Source organism: uncultured Shewanella sp. (assembly GCF_947495455.1).
In the GTDB taxonomy this organism is placed as follows: domain Bacteria; phylum Pseudomonadota; class Gammaproteobacteria; order Enterobacterales; family Shewanellaceae; genus Shewanella.
Window position 1 is genome coordinate 45,810 of record NZ_CANLZC010000011.1, and the last position, 18,321, is coordinate 64,130.

12 protein-coding genes are annotated in these 18,321 nt (G+C 39.0%); 4 read left to right on the forward strand and 8 right to left on the reverse strand.

Annotated features, from left to right (window positions below; genetic code table 11):
• Window positions 1-132 precede the first annotated feature (132 nt).
• On the forward strand, window positions 133-2,064 hold the full coding sequence (locus tag Q0791_RS05280; RefSeq protein WP_299003577.1) for a TonB-dependent receptor: 1,932 nt from the start codon (window positions 133-135) through the stop codon (window positions 2,062-2,064).
• Between the two features lie 90 nt (window positions 2,065-2,154).
• On the opposite strand, the gene Q0791_RS05285 is transcribed toward Q0791_RS05280, so the two are convergent.
• Together Q0791_RS05285 and Q0791_RS05290 are read right to left on the reverse strand one after the other, a co-directional pair.
• Window positions 2,155-2,817: an outer membrane beta-barrel protein gene (locus Q0791_RS05285; RefSeq protein ID WP_299003545.1), complete on the reverse strand. Its 663-nt coding sequence runs from the start codon at window positions 2,815-2,817 to the stop codon at window positions 2,155-2,157.
• Window positions 2,818-3,017: 200 nt separating this feature from the next.
• Window positions 3,018-3,716, reverse strand: coding sequence for a porin family protein (locus Q0791_RS05290; protein ID WP_299003546.1), 699 nt, complete (start codon window positions 3,714-3,716; stop codon window positions 3,018-3,020).
• Between the two features lie 477 nt (window positions 3,717-4,193).
• On the opposite strand from Q0791_RS05290, the gene Q0791_RS05295 reads away from it, so the two are divergent.
• Window positions 4,194-4,925, forward strand: coding sequence for an HDOD domain-containing protein (locus Q0791_RS05295; RefSeq protein WP_299003547.1), 732 nt, complete (start codon window positions 4,194-4,196; stop codon window positions 4,923-4,925).
• Window positions 4,926-4,993: 68 nt separating this feature from the next.
• On the opposite strand, the gene Q0791_RS05300 is transcribed toward Q0791_RS05295, so the two are convergent.
• The gene (locus Q0791_RS05300) at window positions 4,994-5,899 is read right to left on the reverse strand and encodes a LysR substrate-binding domain-containing protein (RefSeq protein WP_299003548.1); all 906 of its coding nucleotides are present in this window, start codon (window positions 5,897-5,899) and stop codon (window positions 4,994-4,996) included.
• Window positions 5,900-6,279: 380 nt separating this feature from the next.
• Between Q0791_RS05300 and Q0791_RS05305 the strand changes: the two genes are divergently transcribed.
• Together Q0791_RS05305 and Q0791_RS05310 are read left to right on the forward strand one after the other, a co-directional pair.
• Complete coding sequence (locus Q0791_RS05305) at window positions 6,280-7,191, forward strand: bile acid:sodium symporter family protein (RefSeq protein WP_299003549.1); 912 nt, start codon at window positions 6,280-6,282, stop codon at window positions 7,189-7,191.
• Window positions 7,192-7,377: 186 nt separating this feature from the next.
• Window positions 7,378-8,805 (forward strand): hypothetical protein, encoded by a 1,428-nt coding sequence (locus Q0791_RS05310; RefSeq protein WP_299003550.1) that lies wholly within the window; start codon window positions 7,378-7,380, stop codon window positions 8,803-8,805.
• On the opposite strand, the gene Q0791_RS05315 is transcribed toward Q0791_RS05310, so the two are convergent.
• The 5 genes from Q0791_RS05315 to Q0791_RS05335 form a co-directional block, all read right to left on the reverse strand.
• Window positions 8,756-11,005, reverse strand: coding sequence for a PAS domain-containing protein (locus Q0791_RS05315; protein ID WP_299003551.1), 2,250 nt, complete (start codon window positions 11,003-11,005; stop codon window positions 8,756-8,758). The genes Q0791_RS05310 and Q0791_RS05315 overlap by 50 nt on opposite strands.
• A gap of 270 nt (window positions 11,006-11,275) precedes the next feature.
• Entirely contained in the window at window positions 11,276-14,404 is a 3,129-nt protein-coding gene (locus tag Q0791_RS05320) for an efflux RND transporter permease subunit (protein ID WP_299003552.1), read from the reverse strand.
• Window positions 14,401-15,615, reverse strand: a complete 1,215-nt coding sequence (locus tag Q0791_RS05325) for an efflux RND transporter periplasmic adaptor subunit (RefSeq protein ID WP_299003553.1) — start codon at window positions 15,613-15,615, stop codon at window positions 14,401-14,403. The genes Q0791_RS05320 and Q0791_RS05325 overlap by 4 nt, the downstream gene beginning before the upstream one ends.
• Before the next feature lie 322 nt (window positions 15,616-15,937).
• The gene (srmB, locus tag Q0791_RS05330) at window positions 15,938-17,164 is read right to left on the reverse strand and encodes an ATP-dependent RNA helicase SrmB (RefSeq protein ID WP_299003554.1); all 1,227 of its coding nucleotides are present in this window, start codon (window positions 17,162-17,164) and stop codon (window positions 15,938-15,940) included.
• 359 nt (window positions 17,165-17,523) lie between these two features.
• Entirely contained in the window at window positions 17,524-18,237 is a 714-nt protein-coding gene (locus tag Q0791_RS05335; RefSeq protein ID WP_299003579.1) for a methyltransferase, read from the reverse strand.
• Between the last annotated feature and the right edge of the window lie 84 nt (window positions 18,238-18,321).

Sequence of the window (18,321 nt, forward strand, 5' to 3'; positions counted from 1 at the left end):
AAAAAAACGCCACTATTGAGCGCCGTAAACAAGAGTTCTAAAAGGGTTAAGTTAACATTATTGTCTTCACTAGTTTCGTCATTTTTTTGGTCGACAGCCGCTGTTTCGGCTCAAAATGCCGAAGAAGATAAGATGCAGAATAAGCAAGATAAGATAGGCAAGCAAAGCGTCTCTTATCCAAGCGATTCGAATATTGAAGATGTGATCACTGTCATTGGTCGAAATATTAATACGCCGCTGAATATTGCTGCCAATGTGAATGTTATCGACAGTACGGACATAGCTCTCAGTGGCGCGACGACATTAACGGATGTATTACGAGGACAAAGCGGTATTCAAATCACCGATAGCAATAGTGGTCCTGTCTTTGCTATGCGGGGTTTTAGTGGTAGTCAAGCCAGCAATAACACCCTTATTTTAATGGATGGTCGCCGTTTAAATAACATTGATATTGCCGCGCCGAGTGTGGATGCGATTCCACTGAATTTAGTGGAAAGAGTCGAGATATTATCGGGTAGTGCGGGCGTGCTTTATGGGGATCAGGCTGTGGGTGGCGTTATTAATATTGTAACCCGTTCTCCTGAGGATACCGGAGGCAAGGTGCAATTGTTAGGCGGGACACATGATACTATTGAAGGCCGCGCAAATGTATCTGTGAATATCAATGATGACTGGAGTGTTTATTTAGCCGGTAGCCAAAATAATAGCGATAATTATCGAAAACATAATAGTAATAAAACAGGTTCAATTTTAGGTCGTCTTCAATACCAAACGGCAGTGGATGATTTTTTTGTTGAAACCCGTTATTACGATAACGAGCAAGATTTACCGGATGCCTTAACCGCCGAGGAATACCAAAGGGATCCTCGCCAAGCGGGAAGCGTAATAGGCTGGCAACATGAAATGACCAATGCCAGTCGCGGTGGTTATCGTCACCAGTTTAATGAGATCTGGGCATTGTCAGCCGATGCCACTTATACGGATTCATTAGTTAACTCCAGTTATACTTTTTCTACTGGCCCGAGTCCATTGCGAACTGAGCGAAGTTTGTTAGAACTACAGCCTAAAGTGACGGCAAGCTTTTCGACCGCATCAGGAGATATCAACCTGATTTTAGGCGTTGATTATCATTTAGGGGATGCAAAGTATACCGCTTCTTATATGAATCGTACTGATGAGCAAAACATGATCAGTGCCTATAGCCAAGTGACAGTGCCATTAACCTCATCCCTCAGCTTAGTGACGGGTGGGCGTTATGCTTATGTCGAAGATGAATTAACTGATATGACAGCGTTTCCTGAGGGCGTTGATTTAGATAATGATGCGACGGCATTTGAATTAGGCCTGAATTATAGACCGACAAATGCGCATCGTTTGTATGTGCGGGCTGAGACAAATTATCGCTTCGCGAAGGTCGATGAGCAAACATACACTTCACCGGGGGTGTACGGTCTAAAGCCACAAACAGGTGAGTCCTATGAGGCGGGGTGGGATTGGGTCGGTGCCAAGCAAACCCTAAGGCTTAATGCATATCGCCTCGATTTAGAAAATGAAATATTATTCGATTCATCTGCAGAATCACCTAGTGGTGGGTATTATGGTGCCAATATCAATGCTGATCCCAATAGGCGTTATGGTGCTAGCCTAGATTGGGATTGGCAAGTATTAAGTGCTTGGCAAGTCGGTCTCGATTATAATTATATTGATGCCGAATTTACCAAGGGAGAGAATAAAGGTAAGGCGTTGCCTTGGGTGGCTAAGCATACGGCCAGAGCCTTTAGTAGTGTGGATGTGACTGAAGATTTACAAGCCTTTATTGAGGCGGTTTATCATGGCCGTCAATATTTACAAGGGGACTTTGCTAATGTCGGTCCCAAAATTGATGGCTATACTCTGACCAATATCGCACTGAACTATACCCTTAATGATTGGCTCGGCAGTATTCGTGTGGATAATCTGTTTAATCAAAAATACGCTAGTTCAGGGAATTATCAGTATGGTGCCGACACTTATTATCCCGGCAGCGAAAGACAATTAACCCTATCTATTGGCTACAGTTTTTAGTTATTGATAATCTATAAGTGTTACTCAAAAAGTGCCCCCTTATTAAGAGCCCTTCACTCTTAATAAGGGGGGGGGGGGAAGGAGCATTCATTAAAAGGTGTAATTTAATCCTAAGCTTAGCTGCGATAGGGTTGTTGTGACTTTTTCCTGCCCATGAACTGATACAATGTGAGTATTATCTAAAGTCATTTTTGCGTGCTCATAGCTAAATTTACATGTGACGCGATGACTAATTGTAGCATTCAATCCTACACCTAAATAATAACCAACCCCTGTATAATCGTCTGTAAACGTAATCGTTTCGTTAGTAGGGTAATAATTATCTTGAGTGATAAATTGTACTTTAGTATTGATTTTTGTATAACTGATCCCTGCTGTCGTGAAGGCCGAAAAGGTATCATTGAATTGCCAGCTAATTTTTGGGCCCAGTGCCATATGCGTTAGCGAAAGTGCATTATAGGTACTATTAATAAAGGAATAATTTTTTTCGTTTATGATTAATTCTTTTATGTTTTCTTCTTTATCTGTTGTGTTAACGTTGGTGGATATACCTGCTTCAAGAGCCAAGATGTCATTAAATTGGTATCCCATATGTAAGCCATAACTATTGGTGCGGTTATTGATGCCTACATCAGCCATTGATAATTTGACTGTGCCAAATTGACCACCAAGATAAAAGCCTTCAGTACTTGCATGAACTTGAGTGATATGTGCCGTGGTGAGTATCATTGCCGCAATGGTTGTTTTGTTCATTTTTTAGGTAAGTGATCCTATTTAGTCAGGATAAATAGGGAACAGAGAATTTTTTTAACATGCTGAAATATATGTTATTATAGACTGTTCCCTGACTTCAAATGTGCCAGAAATATGGAGGGCTAGCGCCGTTGATTATGACCTAACGAGTTGAAATCTACTTAGGTCATATTAGAAAAGACCTGGCTTAAACAATGGTCTTAAAAGGTATAATGTAACCCTAGGCTGAATTGCGAAAGTGTTGTATCCAATTTAATGTTATCGATATTGATATCGTAATAGTCTTCGTTATATGAATAAACATGACTATTTTCTAGATAGACTCTAGTGTAGTCATAGCTTAAACGTAGCGTTAAACTTTCAGTGAGTGCGCTGTCAAATCCAACACCTAGTGTATAGCTGAATCCATCATAATTATCTGAGCTATGTGTGTGTCCGTAGGCGTCCAATGTTCCGTCATAAACGGCATAATTATCTATTTGACAGTCAATATTCATGCTTGTATAGCTTACCCCCATTTTTGCAAAGGCTGAAAAGGTATCATTAAATTGCCAGTAAAATGTGGGTGTTAAACTAACACTGGTTGCCGAAAATTCAGTTTTAAAATTGGTATAATCACTGTGAACATAATCTTCATATTCGTAATATGACTCAATAATGGTTTCATTATGATGAAAGTCTGCTGTTTTTGAGATTTTTGCTTCTAAAGCAAACCAGTTTGTAAATCGATAACCCGCGTAAATACCGTAGTTGTTTGCATGTTCATTGATTGAGGTGTCGGCAATTTTTAATTGGCCTCGACCAAATTCCCCTCCAAGATAGAATCCTTCGGTTTGCGCGATGGCAGAAGCGCTACATGTAGTGGTCAAGATGAATGCGGCAATAATCGTTTTTTTCATGATTTTTATAAAATAATATGAGTCGTTCTGAATATGAGGTGGCGGAGATTAGCATTTGGTTTTAACAATTGAAACACTCTATAAACTAAAGTATTAATCCCTGATATTAATAGTTTTGTGAATGTTCATTGATTTGATAGAGAGGGTTAATCATGACATTTTTCATCAAAATGAAAAATCGGTCGCTTTAGGCTATTATCGATCGTTTACTGATCAATTGTGGTTTTTATGTTTAATAATTGTGGGTGTACTTGAAGGTTAGGCTCTTAAATTGATGTATAATAAATGAATGCTTCTAATTGAATTTTATAAGTAAAAATAATGATTTTTGATTGTAAATTTTGATTTAAATCCTATTTTTACCCCCTAAAATAGTGGAAACTTGTTAAGCTAGATAAGATTAGGCGTTGTTTTATTTAAAGATCAAATGACGTTGTTGTTAAATAATATTAAAAATAAGAAGGTTTAAAACTTCAGATGACAGATCTTGAGCAGCAGGTATTTACTCAAGTACATGCGATTATTGGCAATGAAGAGCAAGTAATTGGGCGTAGAGGGATCCTTATTCCTTTAAAGAAAGCCATTATTGCCCAGAGCGATGTGCGTAATGTGATTGATATTGTTTCATCGGATCCCGCTTTATCGGCTCATTTATTATGGCGAAGCCATTGCGCAGATTGTGTGGGGATGGGGACGCATAGGAACCGATCATTAAAAGATGCCTTGGTTCGTTTAGGTCAGATTAATATTTACCGTTATGCGTTTAGTTTTTATTTAAAAGAGCGTTTGGATGAATTAGCTGAACCTTATAAAAAACTGGTACAAGGTTATTGGACCTTGACTGAGGAGATCGCCAGTGAGGCTCTGGAAAATTTGCAAGGAGTAAAAAGCAAAGGGATTAATCCTGATGAGGTGCAAACGTTAGCATTATTTAGCGTGTTCGGCGAAATTATCGTATTAAGTGCTTTTGCCTATTTAAATGATACTGCAGTAAAGCCTTACCCTTTAGGCGTGCTGAAATCTTTAATCGATAATCATCAACAAACACTGACTCTGCAAGCATTTGCACAATTAGGGCTCGATGATGATTTGCGTGACGAGTTTATGATTGCTCATAATTTACAAGCATCCACTGAAATGTCTTCTGCGGGAATGATATTGCAGGTTATTTTAGAAAAAAGAAATTTATTGCTTAATCCTAAAAAATAAGGTATGTGATGGGGAAACCGACCTCAAGTATCCATTTGAGGTCAGTTATTTCCTTGTTAATGGCTCCATTATTCTTTTGTTGATTGTCTATTTAGCCCTTCTTCGGCAACAAGTTTAAGCCAATCTAGTGCTAATTTACTGGTCGTATTATGAGGACGGTAAGCCCCAAATAAAGGCCTAATTAAGCCTTCTTTACCCAATGAGATACTGGTTAGACTCAGGCCATGTGCTTCTTTTATTGACCAAGAAGGAAGCGCAGCAATACCATCTTTACAGGCTATTCTTTGTAGCAACATCATGGTGAGGTCACAGTGAATTTGAGGGCCAGGTCTAATGCCTGCTGGTTCTAAAAAATGGCGATAAATATCCATTCTTTCAATGGGAACCGGGTAACTTAGAATAGGGTGTTTGGCTAATTGCTCAGGTGTGACATAAGCTTCATTGGCTAACGGATGATCGCTTGCAACCACCAATTTCACCTCAAAATCAAATAGGTGTTGATATTCCAAAGATGGATTAGGAACAGGATCTGAGGTTAGCACAACATCAAGAGAGTTAGCTTCCAATGCTTTCAGAGAATCAAAGAGATATCGGCTGGATAAGTCTAAATTAGCTCGTGAATATTGTTGCCTAAAGCGGGTCATGACTGGCATTAACCAACGAAAACAACTGTGACACTCTATGCCGACACGCAATAAATGATGTTCAGTATTGACGCCTTGTTTTAATTCATGTTCTGCTTCCATGACTCTAGGTAAAATATCTTCTGCAAGCTGGAGTAATCTTATGCCTTCGGGCGTAAAGGCTAGGGGTTTGCTCTTGCGGACAAAAATCCCCGCACTTATTCGCGTTTCAAGCTCTTTTATTTGATGAGATAAAGCCGATTGAGTCACGAAACGTTTTGCTGCTGCACCTGCTAAACTGCCTGTTTCTTTGAGGGCCATTAGGGTACGTAGGTGTCTAAGCTCTATCATTTTATCTCCACATGATTATTGATCATGTTGCTCTTGAAATTAATTCGATTGCGAAGGAGCAGACTATCACAGTAAACGTCTAGACGTCCAGACGCCTGAGCGAACTATTTTTATCGTGTATACGTATTGGAATGGATTTTTGAAAATATTTAAGATGAGTATTTTTCAAGCTAAGGGGGCGAGTTGAGCTAACACATAGATCGAAACGCGTTTTAAATTGTACAGGTGTGCCAATTATGTGGTCATCAATGTTAAATAGCTGTATAACAATCGAGATTTGTTATTTGTTATTTGTTTTTTTGTATTTTAAGTCTATTTATGTTGAAGTGATTTGAGTTGGGTGTTTTTTATCCTTTTTTAAGCTTGTATAAGGAAAGTGTATGTTATCTCTTGTTACACGAACTTTCCCTTTTTGGGTATTATTAGTCGTGGGTGCTGCGTTTGCTAAACCTGACTTTTTTATTGACTTTGCTGGAAGCATTTCCCCATTACTTGCTGTGATCATGCTTTGTATGGGGTTAACCTTAACACCTTATGATTTTTCTTTGGTATTGAAGAAAAAACGAGTGGTGGGTTTGGGTGTGTTATTACAATTTATTCTAATGCCTTTTTTTGCTTTTTGTATTGCGAAAGTTTTACAGCTAAATGATGATTTATTGATTGGAATGGTATTGTTGGGAAGTGTCGCAGGGGGGACGGCTTCTAATGTCATTTGTTTTTTAGCAAAAGGTAATGTGGCATTATCCATTACTATGACAGCCACATCGACTTTATTGAGCGTTGTGCTGACTCCATTTCTTGTTCAACTGCTGGTTGGAAAGGTGGTCGATGTTCCGTTATTAAGTATGCTGTTGAGTATGATAAAAATCGTGCTGCTTCCCGTTTTTATTGGTTTATTGATGAATACATTTTTATCGAATGTGATAAAGCGTGTGACTCGATGGTTGCCTTTACTGTCTATGTTATCCATTGCCTTTATCATTGGTATTGTGGTGGCACTTAATGCGAATAATATCGAATCTATGGGATTTATGGTGATGTTAGCTGTGGTGTTGCATAATGGATTGGGGCTCTTGAGTGGTTACTGGGGGGCAAGATGTTTTGGCTATGAAGAAGCGATTTGTCGCACCATTGCCATAGAGGTAGGAATGCAAAATTCTGGGCTTGCTGTTGCATTATCAATGAAATTCTTTAATGCGATTACAGCACTGCCTGGTGCGATTTTTAGTATTTGGCACGTGTTGTCTGGCAGTCTACTAGCGAGTGTGTGGTCATACAAGACTAAAGCATAGGTTGGTAAGTACGTTGGTTTATTAATTTATTGTTTTTATTTTGTTTTTTATTAAGAGTTTCAATTTATTTCAGAGGCTAAATATAGATTTTAAGTATATTTTATAAGATTAATTAGACTATACTGATATTATAGTTTAAAAGTCAGTGTGTTAAGTCTATTGTTTTCAGTTCAATAAAAGGTGCTTGTGTCTAAAATTAGTGTAAAGCAAGAAGATTCATTCTCCATAAAATTTATTCATCAATTAAAAGTCGGTGAAACTCGCCATCTTGGCTTGTACTTTTTCTTTCCAAAAGAGATGGGGATCAGTACTAAAAGTATTGATGAAGAAGAATACTACCACTCAGGGATCACGGGAAGGCGTTCTTATCATTCTCCTGGAATCCACCTTCCTCTAGTGCAAAGTCGTTTCATTAGCCAGAAAAAACGCACTATTGAAGAGTTTCGTTTATATTTGAATTTGTTTGCTTATCAATTTGCTGTCGCGACAGAAACCGATTGCAAAGAGCTTAGACAAATAGAAGTCGCCAGTGAGTTTTATCCCGCATTAAATGAGCTTTCTAATCAAGTTTTTCAATTGTTAAAGCGTTTTAGGCGTAATGAGCCTAGCGATCCTAAATGGAAGTCGTATTTTGAAAATGCAGATAATTATCTATCTTGGCTTTGTGAGCAAGAGTTACTGAAATTGTTAGCATATTCTCCAAGAGATAGTGCTTATAGCGAAAGCTATGATGCTATTGTTCAGTTTTGTCGTAAAGAAAATGAATATCGTCAGCAGCGGCAATATAATTCAGCTCAAACTATTAAAGATCCTAATCGTATCGCCAATAAAATGTTATTACTGAGACGATTGATCCAGCAAGGTGTGGTATTAAAAGAAGAGAAAAAGCTTTTAGGTGTTGGTCTTAAAAAAATGACGACAGGCATTGCAACGTCATTAGTCATGATAGTGGTATCGAGTTTAATTATTAAAGCGCAAGGTGTATTTAGCGGATTAACCACAAGTTTAGTGCTTGCTCTTGCGGTGATTTATGGTTTTCGTGAAATTTTCAAAGAAGATATGCGCAATGTTTTATGGAAGTTTATTCGTAAAGGCCGGCCTAGATGGAGTCGAACATTATTGGATACAACGAGTAAATTGCTTGTTGCAAAACAACTCGTTTGGTTAGACTTTATTCGTAAAAGTGATCTACCAGTTGCTGTTGCTGATATTTTAAAGCAACGAAATAAACAAAATAAGGTTGACTCAGAAATTTTGCATTATGGGGTTTACACTAAAGTCACCAATAAAGATTTTCTCGCGGGTTATTCAACTATTCAAGAGCAAATTAATTTTAGTTTGTCGCCTTTTGCTCGTTATTTAGAAAGAGGAAAAGCAAAGATTTACACTGAAAGTGATGGAAAGGTTAGCCATGCATCCGTTGAAAGGCGTTATCAAGTTAATGTGGTAGTGGTATCTAGAATGAATAAGCAAGACATGCGTTATGCTAGGTATAAAATTACCATGAATCGTTCAAGTATCATTGAAATTAGTGAGAGTGAACTACCGAGTCAATTTACTCATCTTAATGACCTTTCTTCGGAGGAGAAATCGTTAATGGATCGTGCCGTGTAAAAGCTTGGCAAATATTATGTTCGCCTGTTTGTTTTGCGCGTTTGAGGGCGATTTCAGCATTACTTAAAAATTGTTCTAATGTTTGGTTTTCTTGGTATGAAGCGATACCAATACAGATGCCATCCCCTAAACCATTAGCTTCGAGTTTATTGAGGGATTCAAGCGCAAAGTAATGGGCTTGATCAGCATCGGTATTGGGTAAAATAATGATAAGTTTTCCCAATTGCCATTTAGCGATTTGATATCGATGCGGTAAATCTCTAAAGAGTTGAGACTCGACTTCTCTTTGTCTGTTTTCAATTTGGGCAATATCGCTGATATGACTTAACATACTTTCGGCTGTGATATCCAATAACAGTAAGCTTGAAAACTTTTTATTGAGTGGGCTCATGTTATGAAAGTAATCATCAAGATCACGAAGGCTCACAAGAATAGTACTGCGATGAGGAATGAGTTCACCTTCTTGTAAGTAGTTATGTTGTGATACAGTGCGTTCAAAGGTGCTGACAATGTATTCAATTTCCCCCGAGTCATCTAAATGACCTTTTAAGGTTGCTTGAGTCGTGGTTTCTAATTGTTCATTGCCTGTGTTTTCAATTGTCCCGGTCCAGTTACCTTGGGCAAAAATTTGTTGTGTGATTTGAGCCCAATTTTTACCTAAATCTTTATTCAATAATTGGGTTAAATTCTGATCTTGGTGATCGGTGATATTCATCATATTATCAAAAGCATGATTAGCTTTAATAATGGTGCCATTAGAATGAGATAATACCGTTGGGACTGAGTTTTCAGTGAACAGTTGGTTAAGATAAACCTCTTTTTGATATTGCTTTAATTCACTGATATCTTCAAATGTCACAATCATATAGCGATATAATTTATCCGCATTAGGTTTGAGATGGATTTTGACAACGAGAATGTGTTTTCCGTCAGGCTCGAGTTTAATTTGTCCTTTCCAAGACTCATTCTGTGTGAGTGATTCAAGCATGTGTGCGAAAGGTTCATCTTCCAGCTGTAAAATACGTTGTAAACTTCTGTCTATTAACTCATCCGTTGGCTGTTGTAACAATTTGGCTGTGAGCTCATTGGCGGTAATGACTCGACCATGATCATTGACTATCATACAACCAATATCAGCGTGAAATAATTGATTTGACAATTCCAGACTAAACTGTCTTGAGCGCAAAACTAAATGGTATAAATGGGTTAAAATAATGGCTAACGCACCTAATAAGGTCAGTAAAATAGCAGCAATAATGAGTATATTCCGCCATTGATGAAATTTGGCTGCGATATCACTATTACGAACATAAGAGATTAAAAAGTATTCTCTGCGGGTTTCGTATTGAGTGACGAGTTCAATTTTCAAATAAACAAATGTCGCATCTTCTCCATGAAACTGCCCAAAATTACTCATGGCCATTTTACGCCATAAGGCGGGATAACTTTGTTTTAAACTATCGCCTAATGCGCGAGGAAAGCGACTAATTTTAGGTTGAGTATTTGCTCCGGAATAGAGTAACCCTTGCGTATCAATCATCATTAATGGGGCTTTTTGGCTAGAAAAAGCAGGTTTAATGCTATTAACCATTTTTGAAACGGAATGATAGGTAACTAAATAACCCTGTATGTGATGTCCGTCTTTTTCAAGCCAAGCTAGTTGATATAAATAGGGTTCTAAAATACCTTCTATTGGAGTGAATTCAAGGGGAGAGGTATAAATTTCATCTTCTCCCATATTTCTTGAATTGCCTAATAGGGAAGGCGGTAATGGCTCCTGACCAAATTCGTCGGTTGTTGCAAAGACAAAGCGACCTTTTGTATCGTATAAAGCCACACCGAGTAATGTTGGCACATTATTGACCATGATCTGCCATTTTTGTTTTAAATAGGCTTGTTTAGTGGTCGAAGGCGCATTCAAGTAATCTTCTAATGATTCTGATTTTGCCAACATTTGTGTTCTAAACTGTTGAAAGGAAATGCGATCGGCCATTAAGCCGCCAACGGCTTGTAACTCAGCATAGCGCTGTGTTGCCCAGTCTTCCTGTAAGCGTCGTTCACCCAATGTAATGATAATGCTGGTGACAATAATCACTGCCACAGCCAACATACACAATTGACTGGCCAGTCCCAGTAATCGTTGATGAGTCCAATGTAGGCCTTGAGCGTGAATAAGGATGGGGAAATTTCGCTTTAGCATTAACCTAATTTAAATGATGATTATTTTACAAGTCATGTTAGCACGAAACAGTCTCAGATACCCAGTAAGCTGTTTTCTATTCGGTAAAAATCAAAACTAATCTAAGTTTTTTTATGATGAGTTTTTTAATTTAGGTTGTTAACATTTCAATTTCTGATATCTCGTTAAAGATAATGTCATTAAAAGTAAATAAAAGTAATTAAAAAAAACAAAATAAACGCGATAGCGCGTTTATTTTGTAGAAAGGGGAACTTTTTAAAAAGCAGTGAATTATCGATCGCTATGTTGAGGTTGCCACCACCAAGTGAATATTTTTCTTGCAGTGACTTTGATGTCATTAAGCACTATATAGAGTACAGGGACCAATATTAAGGTGACGAAAGTGGCAAATAATATTCCAAAGGCCAGAGAAGTGGCCATTGGGATAACGATTTTCGCTTGTAAACTTTTTTCGGTTAAAATGGGCACTAAGCCAACAAATGTGGTGAGGGAGGTCAGTAAAATAGCACGGAAACGATGACAGCTTGCATTAATTGCCGCTTTTAAAATAGGGTGACCTTCAGCTCGTGCTCGGTTCACAAAGTCAACCAAAATGAGGGAATCATTCACAACAACGCCCGCCAAAGCAACGATACCACACAAACTTAATACACTTAAATTGATGCCCATGATGAAATGGCCGACTAAAGCACCAATAAAGCCAAAGGGGATCACTGACATGACAATTAAAGGATGACTATAAGATTTAAGCGGTATAGCCATGAGTGCATAAATAGTAAACAGTGCAAAAAAGAAACCTTGAATGAGCCCGAGTAAGGCATCTTCTTCATCGGCACTGCCGCCATCGAGTGCGGTTGAGATATGAGGGTATTGACGAGTTAATTCAGGAAAAAAATCTTTTTGAATTTGTGCGACCACCTTAGAAGGTTCGACTTTGCTTTTATCTGCACTCGCAGTAATGGTAATTGCACGAAGACCATCGACTCGAGTAATGGAAGAAAATGAATCACCCAGTTCAATATTTGCAGCTGCAGAGAACGGAATAGCCTCACCATTGGCTGTGCGAATAAGCATATTTTCTAAATGGCCTATGGTACGTCTTTGTTCTAATGGATACCGTACCATGACTTTGACTTCTTCTTTATTACGTAAAATACGTTGTGCTTCATAGCCGTAAAATCCGTAACGTACTTGGCGAGCAAGATCGGCTAATGTTAATCCTAGGGCCTCAGCCTCTGGGCGGATCTGTAAACGAATTTCTTGACTGCCTGATGAGAAATTATCAGTAATATCATATACGCCTTGAAAAGTGTTGAGTTTTGCTTTGAGGGCGTCGGCAGCTTGTGAAAGTTCAGTGAGATCATTAGAGGTGAGACGAAATGAAATATCACCGCCACCATTATTGGTGGTCGCATTCATGGTTAATTTGTCGACGGCGACCAATTCAGGTAAAGCTTCGCGCCATTTGGCCGCGATATCATTTCCAGTCAGTGTACGATCTTCAGCTTTGGTCAGTTCTGCAAAAATAAAGGCGGATGTTCTAGAGTTTAGGCTAATAAAAGAGTGCTTAACCACTTGTGCACCTGTTTCTTTCTCAAACTCAGCGTTAATGGCGTATAAGCTATTTTCCAGTGCTTGTACGGCATTTAGCGTATTTTCTTCCGAGCTACCCGTATCCATCTCAAGATTGACTTGAATAAAGTCGGAAGGAATATCAGGGAAAAAGACCCAGCGTACCTTACCACTGGTAACGAGTGAAATGGAGAGGATAAGTACGCCAATGAAAATGGCAATGGTATTGTATCGATTCTTAATACAGCTTGTTAAGAAGTCACGGTATTGGTGATGAATAAAATAATGTAATTTTTCATTGAGCTTTGTTTTTAATTGTTTAAATTTACTTGGGTTAGTGCTTGGCTTCTTTGCTTTCATATGAGCCAAATGTGCAGGTAAAATAAGCTTGGATTCAATGAGAGAAAAGATTAAACACAAAATGACGACCATGCCAATAGATTGCCAAATAATAGCCTGAGGCCCAGAGACTAAAAGCATAGGAATAAATGCAGCTATAGTGGTCAATACACCAAAGGTGGCTGGAATAGCGACTCTTTTCGCGCCTTTAATCACATTATCGAGAGATTGGCCTTTTTTTTCAATTTCACTGTATGCGCTTTCACCTATGACAATCGCATCGTCAACAACAATACCCAATACTAGAATAAAAGCGAATAATGTCAGCATATTAATAGACAATGAAAAAGGTTCTAATGGCATGATGAACAGTGCACCGAGAAAACTAATAGGCAGTCCCATCATGACCCAAAATGCGAGGGTTAAATCCAAAAAGAGGGCTAAAATGATAAAAACTAACAAGGCTCCATAAAAAATATTAGAGTACATCATGTTTAGACGGCCTTGAAGATAATGGGTTAAGTCCCCCCAAGTATCAAGTTTGGCGCCTGTGGGTAATTGCAGTCTTTTGTCTTTGACATAGGTTTTGACTTGTTTCGAGATTTCCAATGCATTTTGATCGTCAACGCTTAAAATTTCGATAATTGCGGCGGGCTGCCCATTAAATCGAGTGTATCCGATACGTTCTTCAAATCCGTCTTTGATGGTGGCAACCTGAGGTAACATGACTCGGCTACCATCGGGGAGAGTGCTAACAACAATTTGAGAAAATTCTTTTTCAGTATAGGCTTGGCCTTTTGTTCTCAATAAAATGTCGCCATCACTGGCACGAATAGCGCCACCGGGTAAGTCAATGGAAGAGTTTTGTACTGCTTGTGCAACTTGCTCAAATGTGAGGCCATATTCTCGTAATTTATCTTCTGATAATTCTATGCTGATTTCGTAATCTCGTACTCCACCCACTTGTGCACGAGTAATCGCGGGAAGAGCGGCTAATTCATCTCTGATTGTTTTGGCCATTTCCTTCATTTGTTGTTGGCTTAAATCACCGTATACTGAGAGCCAAATAACGTTGTTTTCAGGTTTTATTCGATAAATTTGGGGTTTTTCAGTATTTGCGGGAAAAGTGGATATTGCATCGATGCGTAATTTTGCTTCATCAAGAACATCTTGTGGATTATAGTTATCTTCTACCTCGATGGTGACAGTTCCTTCCCCTTCACTGGCGATGGAGGTGACTTTTTTAATGCCATTAAGATCCTGAATCGATTCTTCAATCTTAATGTTAATGCCTTCTTCAATTTCTTGAGGCGCAGCGCCAGGGTAGGCAACCGATACCCTAATGGTATTGAGTTCAGAGCTTGGAAATACTTCTTTATTAATCAGTAATGCACTAAATAAACCACCGATAATCAATGCGAACATGAGTAGATTTGCAGCGACATGATTTCGTGCAAACCAAGCCATAATGCCTTTTTCAGTATTCATGACTTAACCACCTTTGTTAACGCTTTTGATGGTGTTTCTTGTACGGGGGCATCTTGTTGTGATTGGTTTTTATTGTTGATAATTTTAACCGTTTGGCCATTTTCGACATTATATAGTCGTGTTGTCGATACCTTATCTTCGAGCTGTAAACTGTCTTTGATATACACGTGATTAAGATCGGTACGCACAATATTGACAGTACGGTTCTCAACTTTGTTGTCTTTATCGATGAGGGTGACTTGATTATTATGGACAAGGTTTCGCGGTAATTTAACGAGATTTTCTACTGTACGGCCAGTGATTTTGGCTGTGACAAAACTGCCGTATTTTAGTTGAGTCTTATGGGTGTCTGAAGCATGCCTTAAATAAGGGTCATAGACTTCGGCAACCAAGTAAATCATTCTATTATCGGTATTAATAACTCCTTCGCTTCGAATGATTTTTCCTTGCCATGTGTGAGTTTGACCGGCGAGTTGTGTGCTAATTTCGACTTGAGTATTCGGGCGTTCCACAGACGTTAGGTAAACTAATTCACTGTCAGTGATAGGGAGTCTAATTTCTGCTATGCCAGTATCAAAAAGTTCTCCCATATTGGTGCCTAGAGAGACATATTGGCCTAAATCTATATTTCTATTTTTGATAATGCCGTCAAAAGGGGCACGAATAATGGTGCGTTCTAAATTACGCTCGGCTCTTGCCAATGAAGCCTTGGCATATTTGACATTGGCTTGCTCTTTTTTAAGGTGGGGGATCCTCAATCCAAGTTCGGGAGCCAGTTTACTGTCATAGTCTTTCCAATCATTTTTAGCGACTTCACCTCGGGCTTTTTCTTCGTCTAAAGCCGCTAAAGCTTGTGCTAAAGAAGCTTGTGCTTGCATCAGATCGGCTTCGTAATCTGAAGGTTCAATATGAGCCAATACCTCTCCTTTTTTGACTATTCCACCTGAAACAAAGTTATCGGAAATATCAATGATACGTCCAGCGACTTCAGTGACTAATTGGGTTTTATATTTAGGGTTAACGGTGCCATAAGAAGATAAATGAAATGGCATGGTTTCAGGCCGAATGTGGATCACATTGACAACGGGAATGTTATCCACACTAGGCTTCTCTTCAGGAGGGGTTTTGGTGCTATTTAATAAGAAAGCCAACAAAATAAAAAGGATGAGGATAAAAAGAGGAAAAAGTCTCCTAATGAGTATTTTTAACATTAATGTCGCCTTTGTTAATGAAAGTTTCTTATTATTAGCTTATAAATTAACAGACTCTGGTGATGGGATAAAATGATTTTTAAATTTTATTCCTACAGGGGAAAGAAAAGCGCATTCAATATGAGGGTGGTCAGCTGCATAAAAAGCTAACCCTATCATTGTATTATCTTTATGTATTTTAATTGTGGGTGATTGTTTTTTGTACTTATTGAAGTGGGGCAAGTTGTGCCCATTATTTTTGAAGCCTAAGATACGTTTGTAACAAAGAGTGTTTCAAGAGGAAAATGCTTTTAGTTCCACTCTTTGTTACCCATGGAAGAAATTACTTCTTTTTCTTCTTTTTATTTTTCTTGCTAAAGCCTTTATCTGTGGCTTTGACTTTTTTCTTTCCTGGCGGCTTAGCTTCTTTATGTTTGGGTCTGAGCTCTTTGATATAACGGCGCTTTAATGGCTGTTTAATATAACGCTCAATTTTTCCGACGACACGAATATCATGAGCTTCAACGAGCGAAATAGCCGTTCCTTTCGCACCTGCACGTCCCGTGCGGCCGATCCTATGAACATAAGTATCAGCTGAGCGAGGCATATCAAAATTAATCACATGAGAGATATCATCCACGTCAATACCGCGGGCGGCTACATCAGTTGCAAGCAAGACGTTGACTTCGCCCTTGGTGAAGCGACCTAAGGCTTGAAAGCGCTGTTTTTGTTCCATATCACCGCGCATGAAACTGCAGTTAATGCCTTCACGTTGTAATTGCCCTTCTAGGCTGGCAACGGCTTCTCTGGTTTTGAGGAAAACAATGGCACGGGTGACATCTTCTTGACGTAATAAGTGACACAACATGGCAAACTTATGGTGTTTGTCATCGGCGATATGGATCCATTGATGAATTTTGGCTTTCTCACTGCGTGGAGCCTGTGCTGCAATTTTTACGGGATCCGTCAGAAGCTGCATCGAAAAACGATTGACATCATTACCTTCTAATGTAGCAGAAAAAAGCATGGTTTGTTTACGGCCAACCGATTCAATCGCTAAGGTTTCGACAACGGCAGAGAAGCCCATATCCAGCATTCTATCAGCTTCATCTATTACGAAAACCTCGACTTCTTCGGCATTAAAATGACCTTTATCTAAATATTCCATTAAGCGGCCAGGTGTTGCCACAAGAATATCAATATTATTTTTTAACGCCTCTTCTTGAGGCCCATAAGGTACGCCACCTGTAATAATGCCAATATCAAGATCGAGATCCGTTGATAAATGCGATGCATAGCGATGAATTTGACTCGCAAGTTCACGAGTAGGGGTAAGGATCAATACTCTTGCTTGACCACTAAAGCGCCTTGGGAAGTCAATCAAATGTTGTATTGCGGGTAACAAAAAGCTGGCTGTTTTGCCTGTACCTGTTGGTGCTTGAGCTAAAACATCGCGTTGCTCTAAACCCATAGGGATAGTTTTTTGTTGAATGGTTGTGGGTTTATCGTGACCCATAGCTTTAAGTGAGTCTAATAAGCAAGGGTCAAGATCAAGATCTTCAAATAGCATGTGCGGCGTCCCAATATATTTCAGCGGCATATTATAGCTAACTCAATATAAAATGATAGCCTCAGAGCGCTCAGTTGAGCGACAATTTGAGGCGCATTATTGATGGAATGTAGGTACCTTTCGAGATAATGCAACAAAGAAGTGTCGCTTAACTGGCTCTCCTAAAAGGCTGGTTTAAAAGTGATTTATGCGTTGTTGATTTGTCTTATCGTAGAATCACTATGCTTTCAACAATTCGCCTAGCCTAAATCACTTTTCATTCCAGCTGAGTATGTCATTTTATATTGATTTAGCTATAAATAGACTAACGCATCTAACTTAAATCCTCTTATGAAAATACTTGCTGATTAAAAGGTCTGTTACAATTTTAAGTAGAAATCCCGCGTGAGCGCTTGCATTTCTTTCGAGTATTGGCCTGTTGATGTGCGAATATTGAGCTGTGTGGTAACAGGATATGGAGATTGAATGTCTACATTCACATGTTGTAGATTAATCAGGTGCCGACTAGGCGTTTTGCCTTCGATACTGGCGACATCGACACGTTGAGTGAGTTTGAGTTGAAAAATGCTTAGCCGCATGAGAAAGCTGTTCAGGCTTGCTGAAGGTAAAATAAGGCTAGCGACGCCATTCGAGCTTAGCAGCTGGTTTATTGCGCTGAGTAATTCATCAAAGCTCAGGTTGTCTGTGTGTCTTGCAGTGCTGCGTGCTGCTACCTGTGATTGAGGGCCGTTGGTAAAATAAGGTGGATTGCAAATAATGTGATCAAATACTCTTTGGTTAGCAACAAAGTGCTGAATGGCACTGTGATGAACCTTTAACCTATCGCTCCATGACGATGCCTTAAAATTATGCTTGCAATCATTCACCGCATTTTCATCCAGTTCTACTGCAGTGATTTGAGCTTGACTGCGTTGAGCCGCCATTAAACTGAGCAAGCCGCTGCCAGTGCCGATGTCTAAAATAGTCCGAGCTTGTGTGAGTGGCGCCCACGCACCTAATAATACGCCGTCTGTACTGACTCGCATGCCGCAAAGAGAATCATTAATATGAAATTGTTTAAAGGTAAAAGGCATAATGAGTGGGTTGCTGATTGAATACATTTAGCGCGTAAGAATATAGGAAATGACGCCTAATAGATAATCGAATATAGATTGATA

Coding starts and splice junctions, on each gene's coding strand:
- Q0791_RS05285 (WP_299003545.1), bottom strand. CDS start 2,817: ATGAACAAAACAACCATTGCGGCAATGATACTCACCACGGCACATATC.
- Q0791_RS05305 (WP_299003549.1), top strand. CDS start 6,280: ATGTTATCTCTTGTTACACGAACTTTCCCTTTTTGGGTATTATTAGTC.
- Q0791_RS05300 (WP_299003548.1), bottom strand. CDS start 5,899: ATGATAGAGCTTAGACACCTACGTACCCTAATGGCCCTCAAAGAAACA.
- Q0791_RS05280 (WP_299003577.1), top strand. CDS start 133: ATGCAGAATAAGCAAGATAAGATAGGCAAGCAAAGCGTCTCTTATCCA.
- Q0791_RS05335 (WP_299003579.1), bottom strand. CDS start 18,237: ATGCCTTTTACCTTTAAACAATTTCATATTAATGATTCTCTTTGCGGC.
- Q0791_RS05315 (WP_299003551.1), bottom strand. CDS start 11,005: ATGCTAAAGCGAAATTTCCCCATCCTTATTCACGCTCAAGGCCTACAT.
- Q0791_RS05295 (WP_299003547.1), top strand. CDS start 4,194: ATGACAGATCTTGAGCAGCAGGTATTTACTCAAGTACATGCGATTATT.
- srmB (WP_299003554.1), bottom strand. CDS start 17,164: ATGCTATTTGAAGATCTTGATCTTGACCCTTGCTTATTAGACTCACTT.
- Q0791_RS05325 (WP_299003553.1), bottom strand. CDS start 15,615: ATGTTAAAAATACTCATTAGGAGACTTTTTCCTCTTTTTATCCTCATC.
- Q0791_RS05320 (WP_299003552.1), bottom strand. CDS start 14,404: ATGAATACTGAAAAAGGCATTATGGCTTGGTTTGCACGAAATCATGTC.
- Q0791_RS05290 (WP_299003546.1), bottom strand. CDS start 3,716: ATGAAAAAAACGATTATTGCCGCATTCATCTTGACCACTACATGTAGC.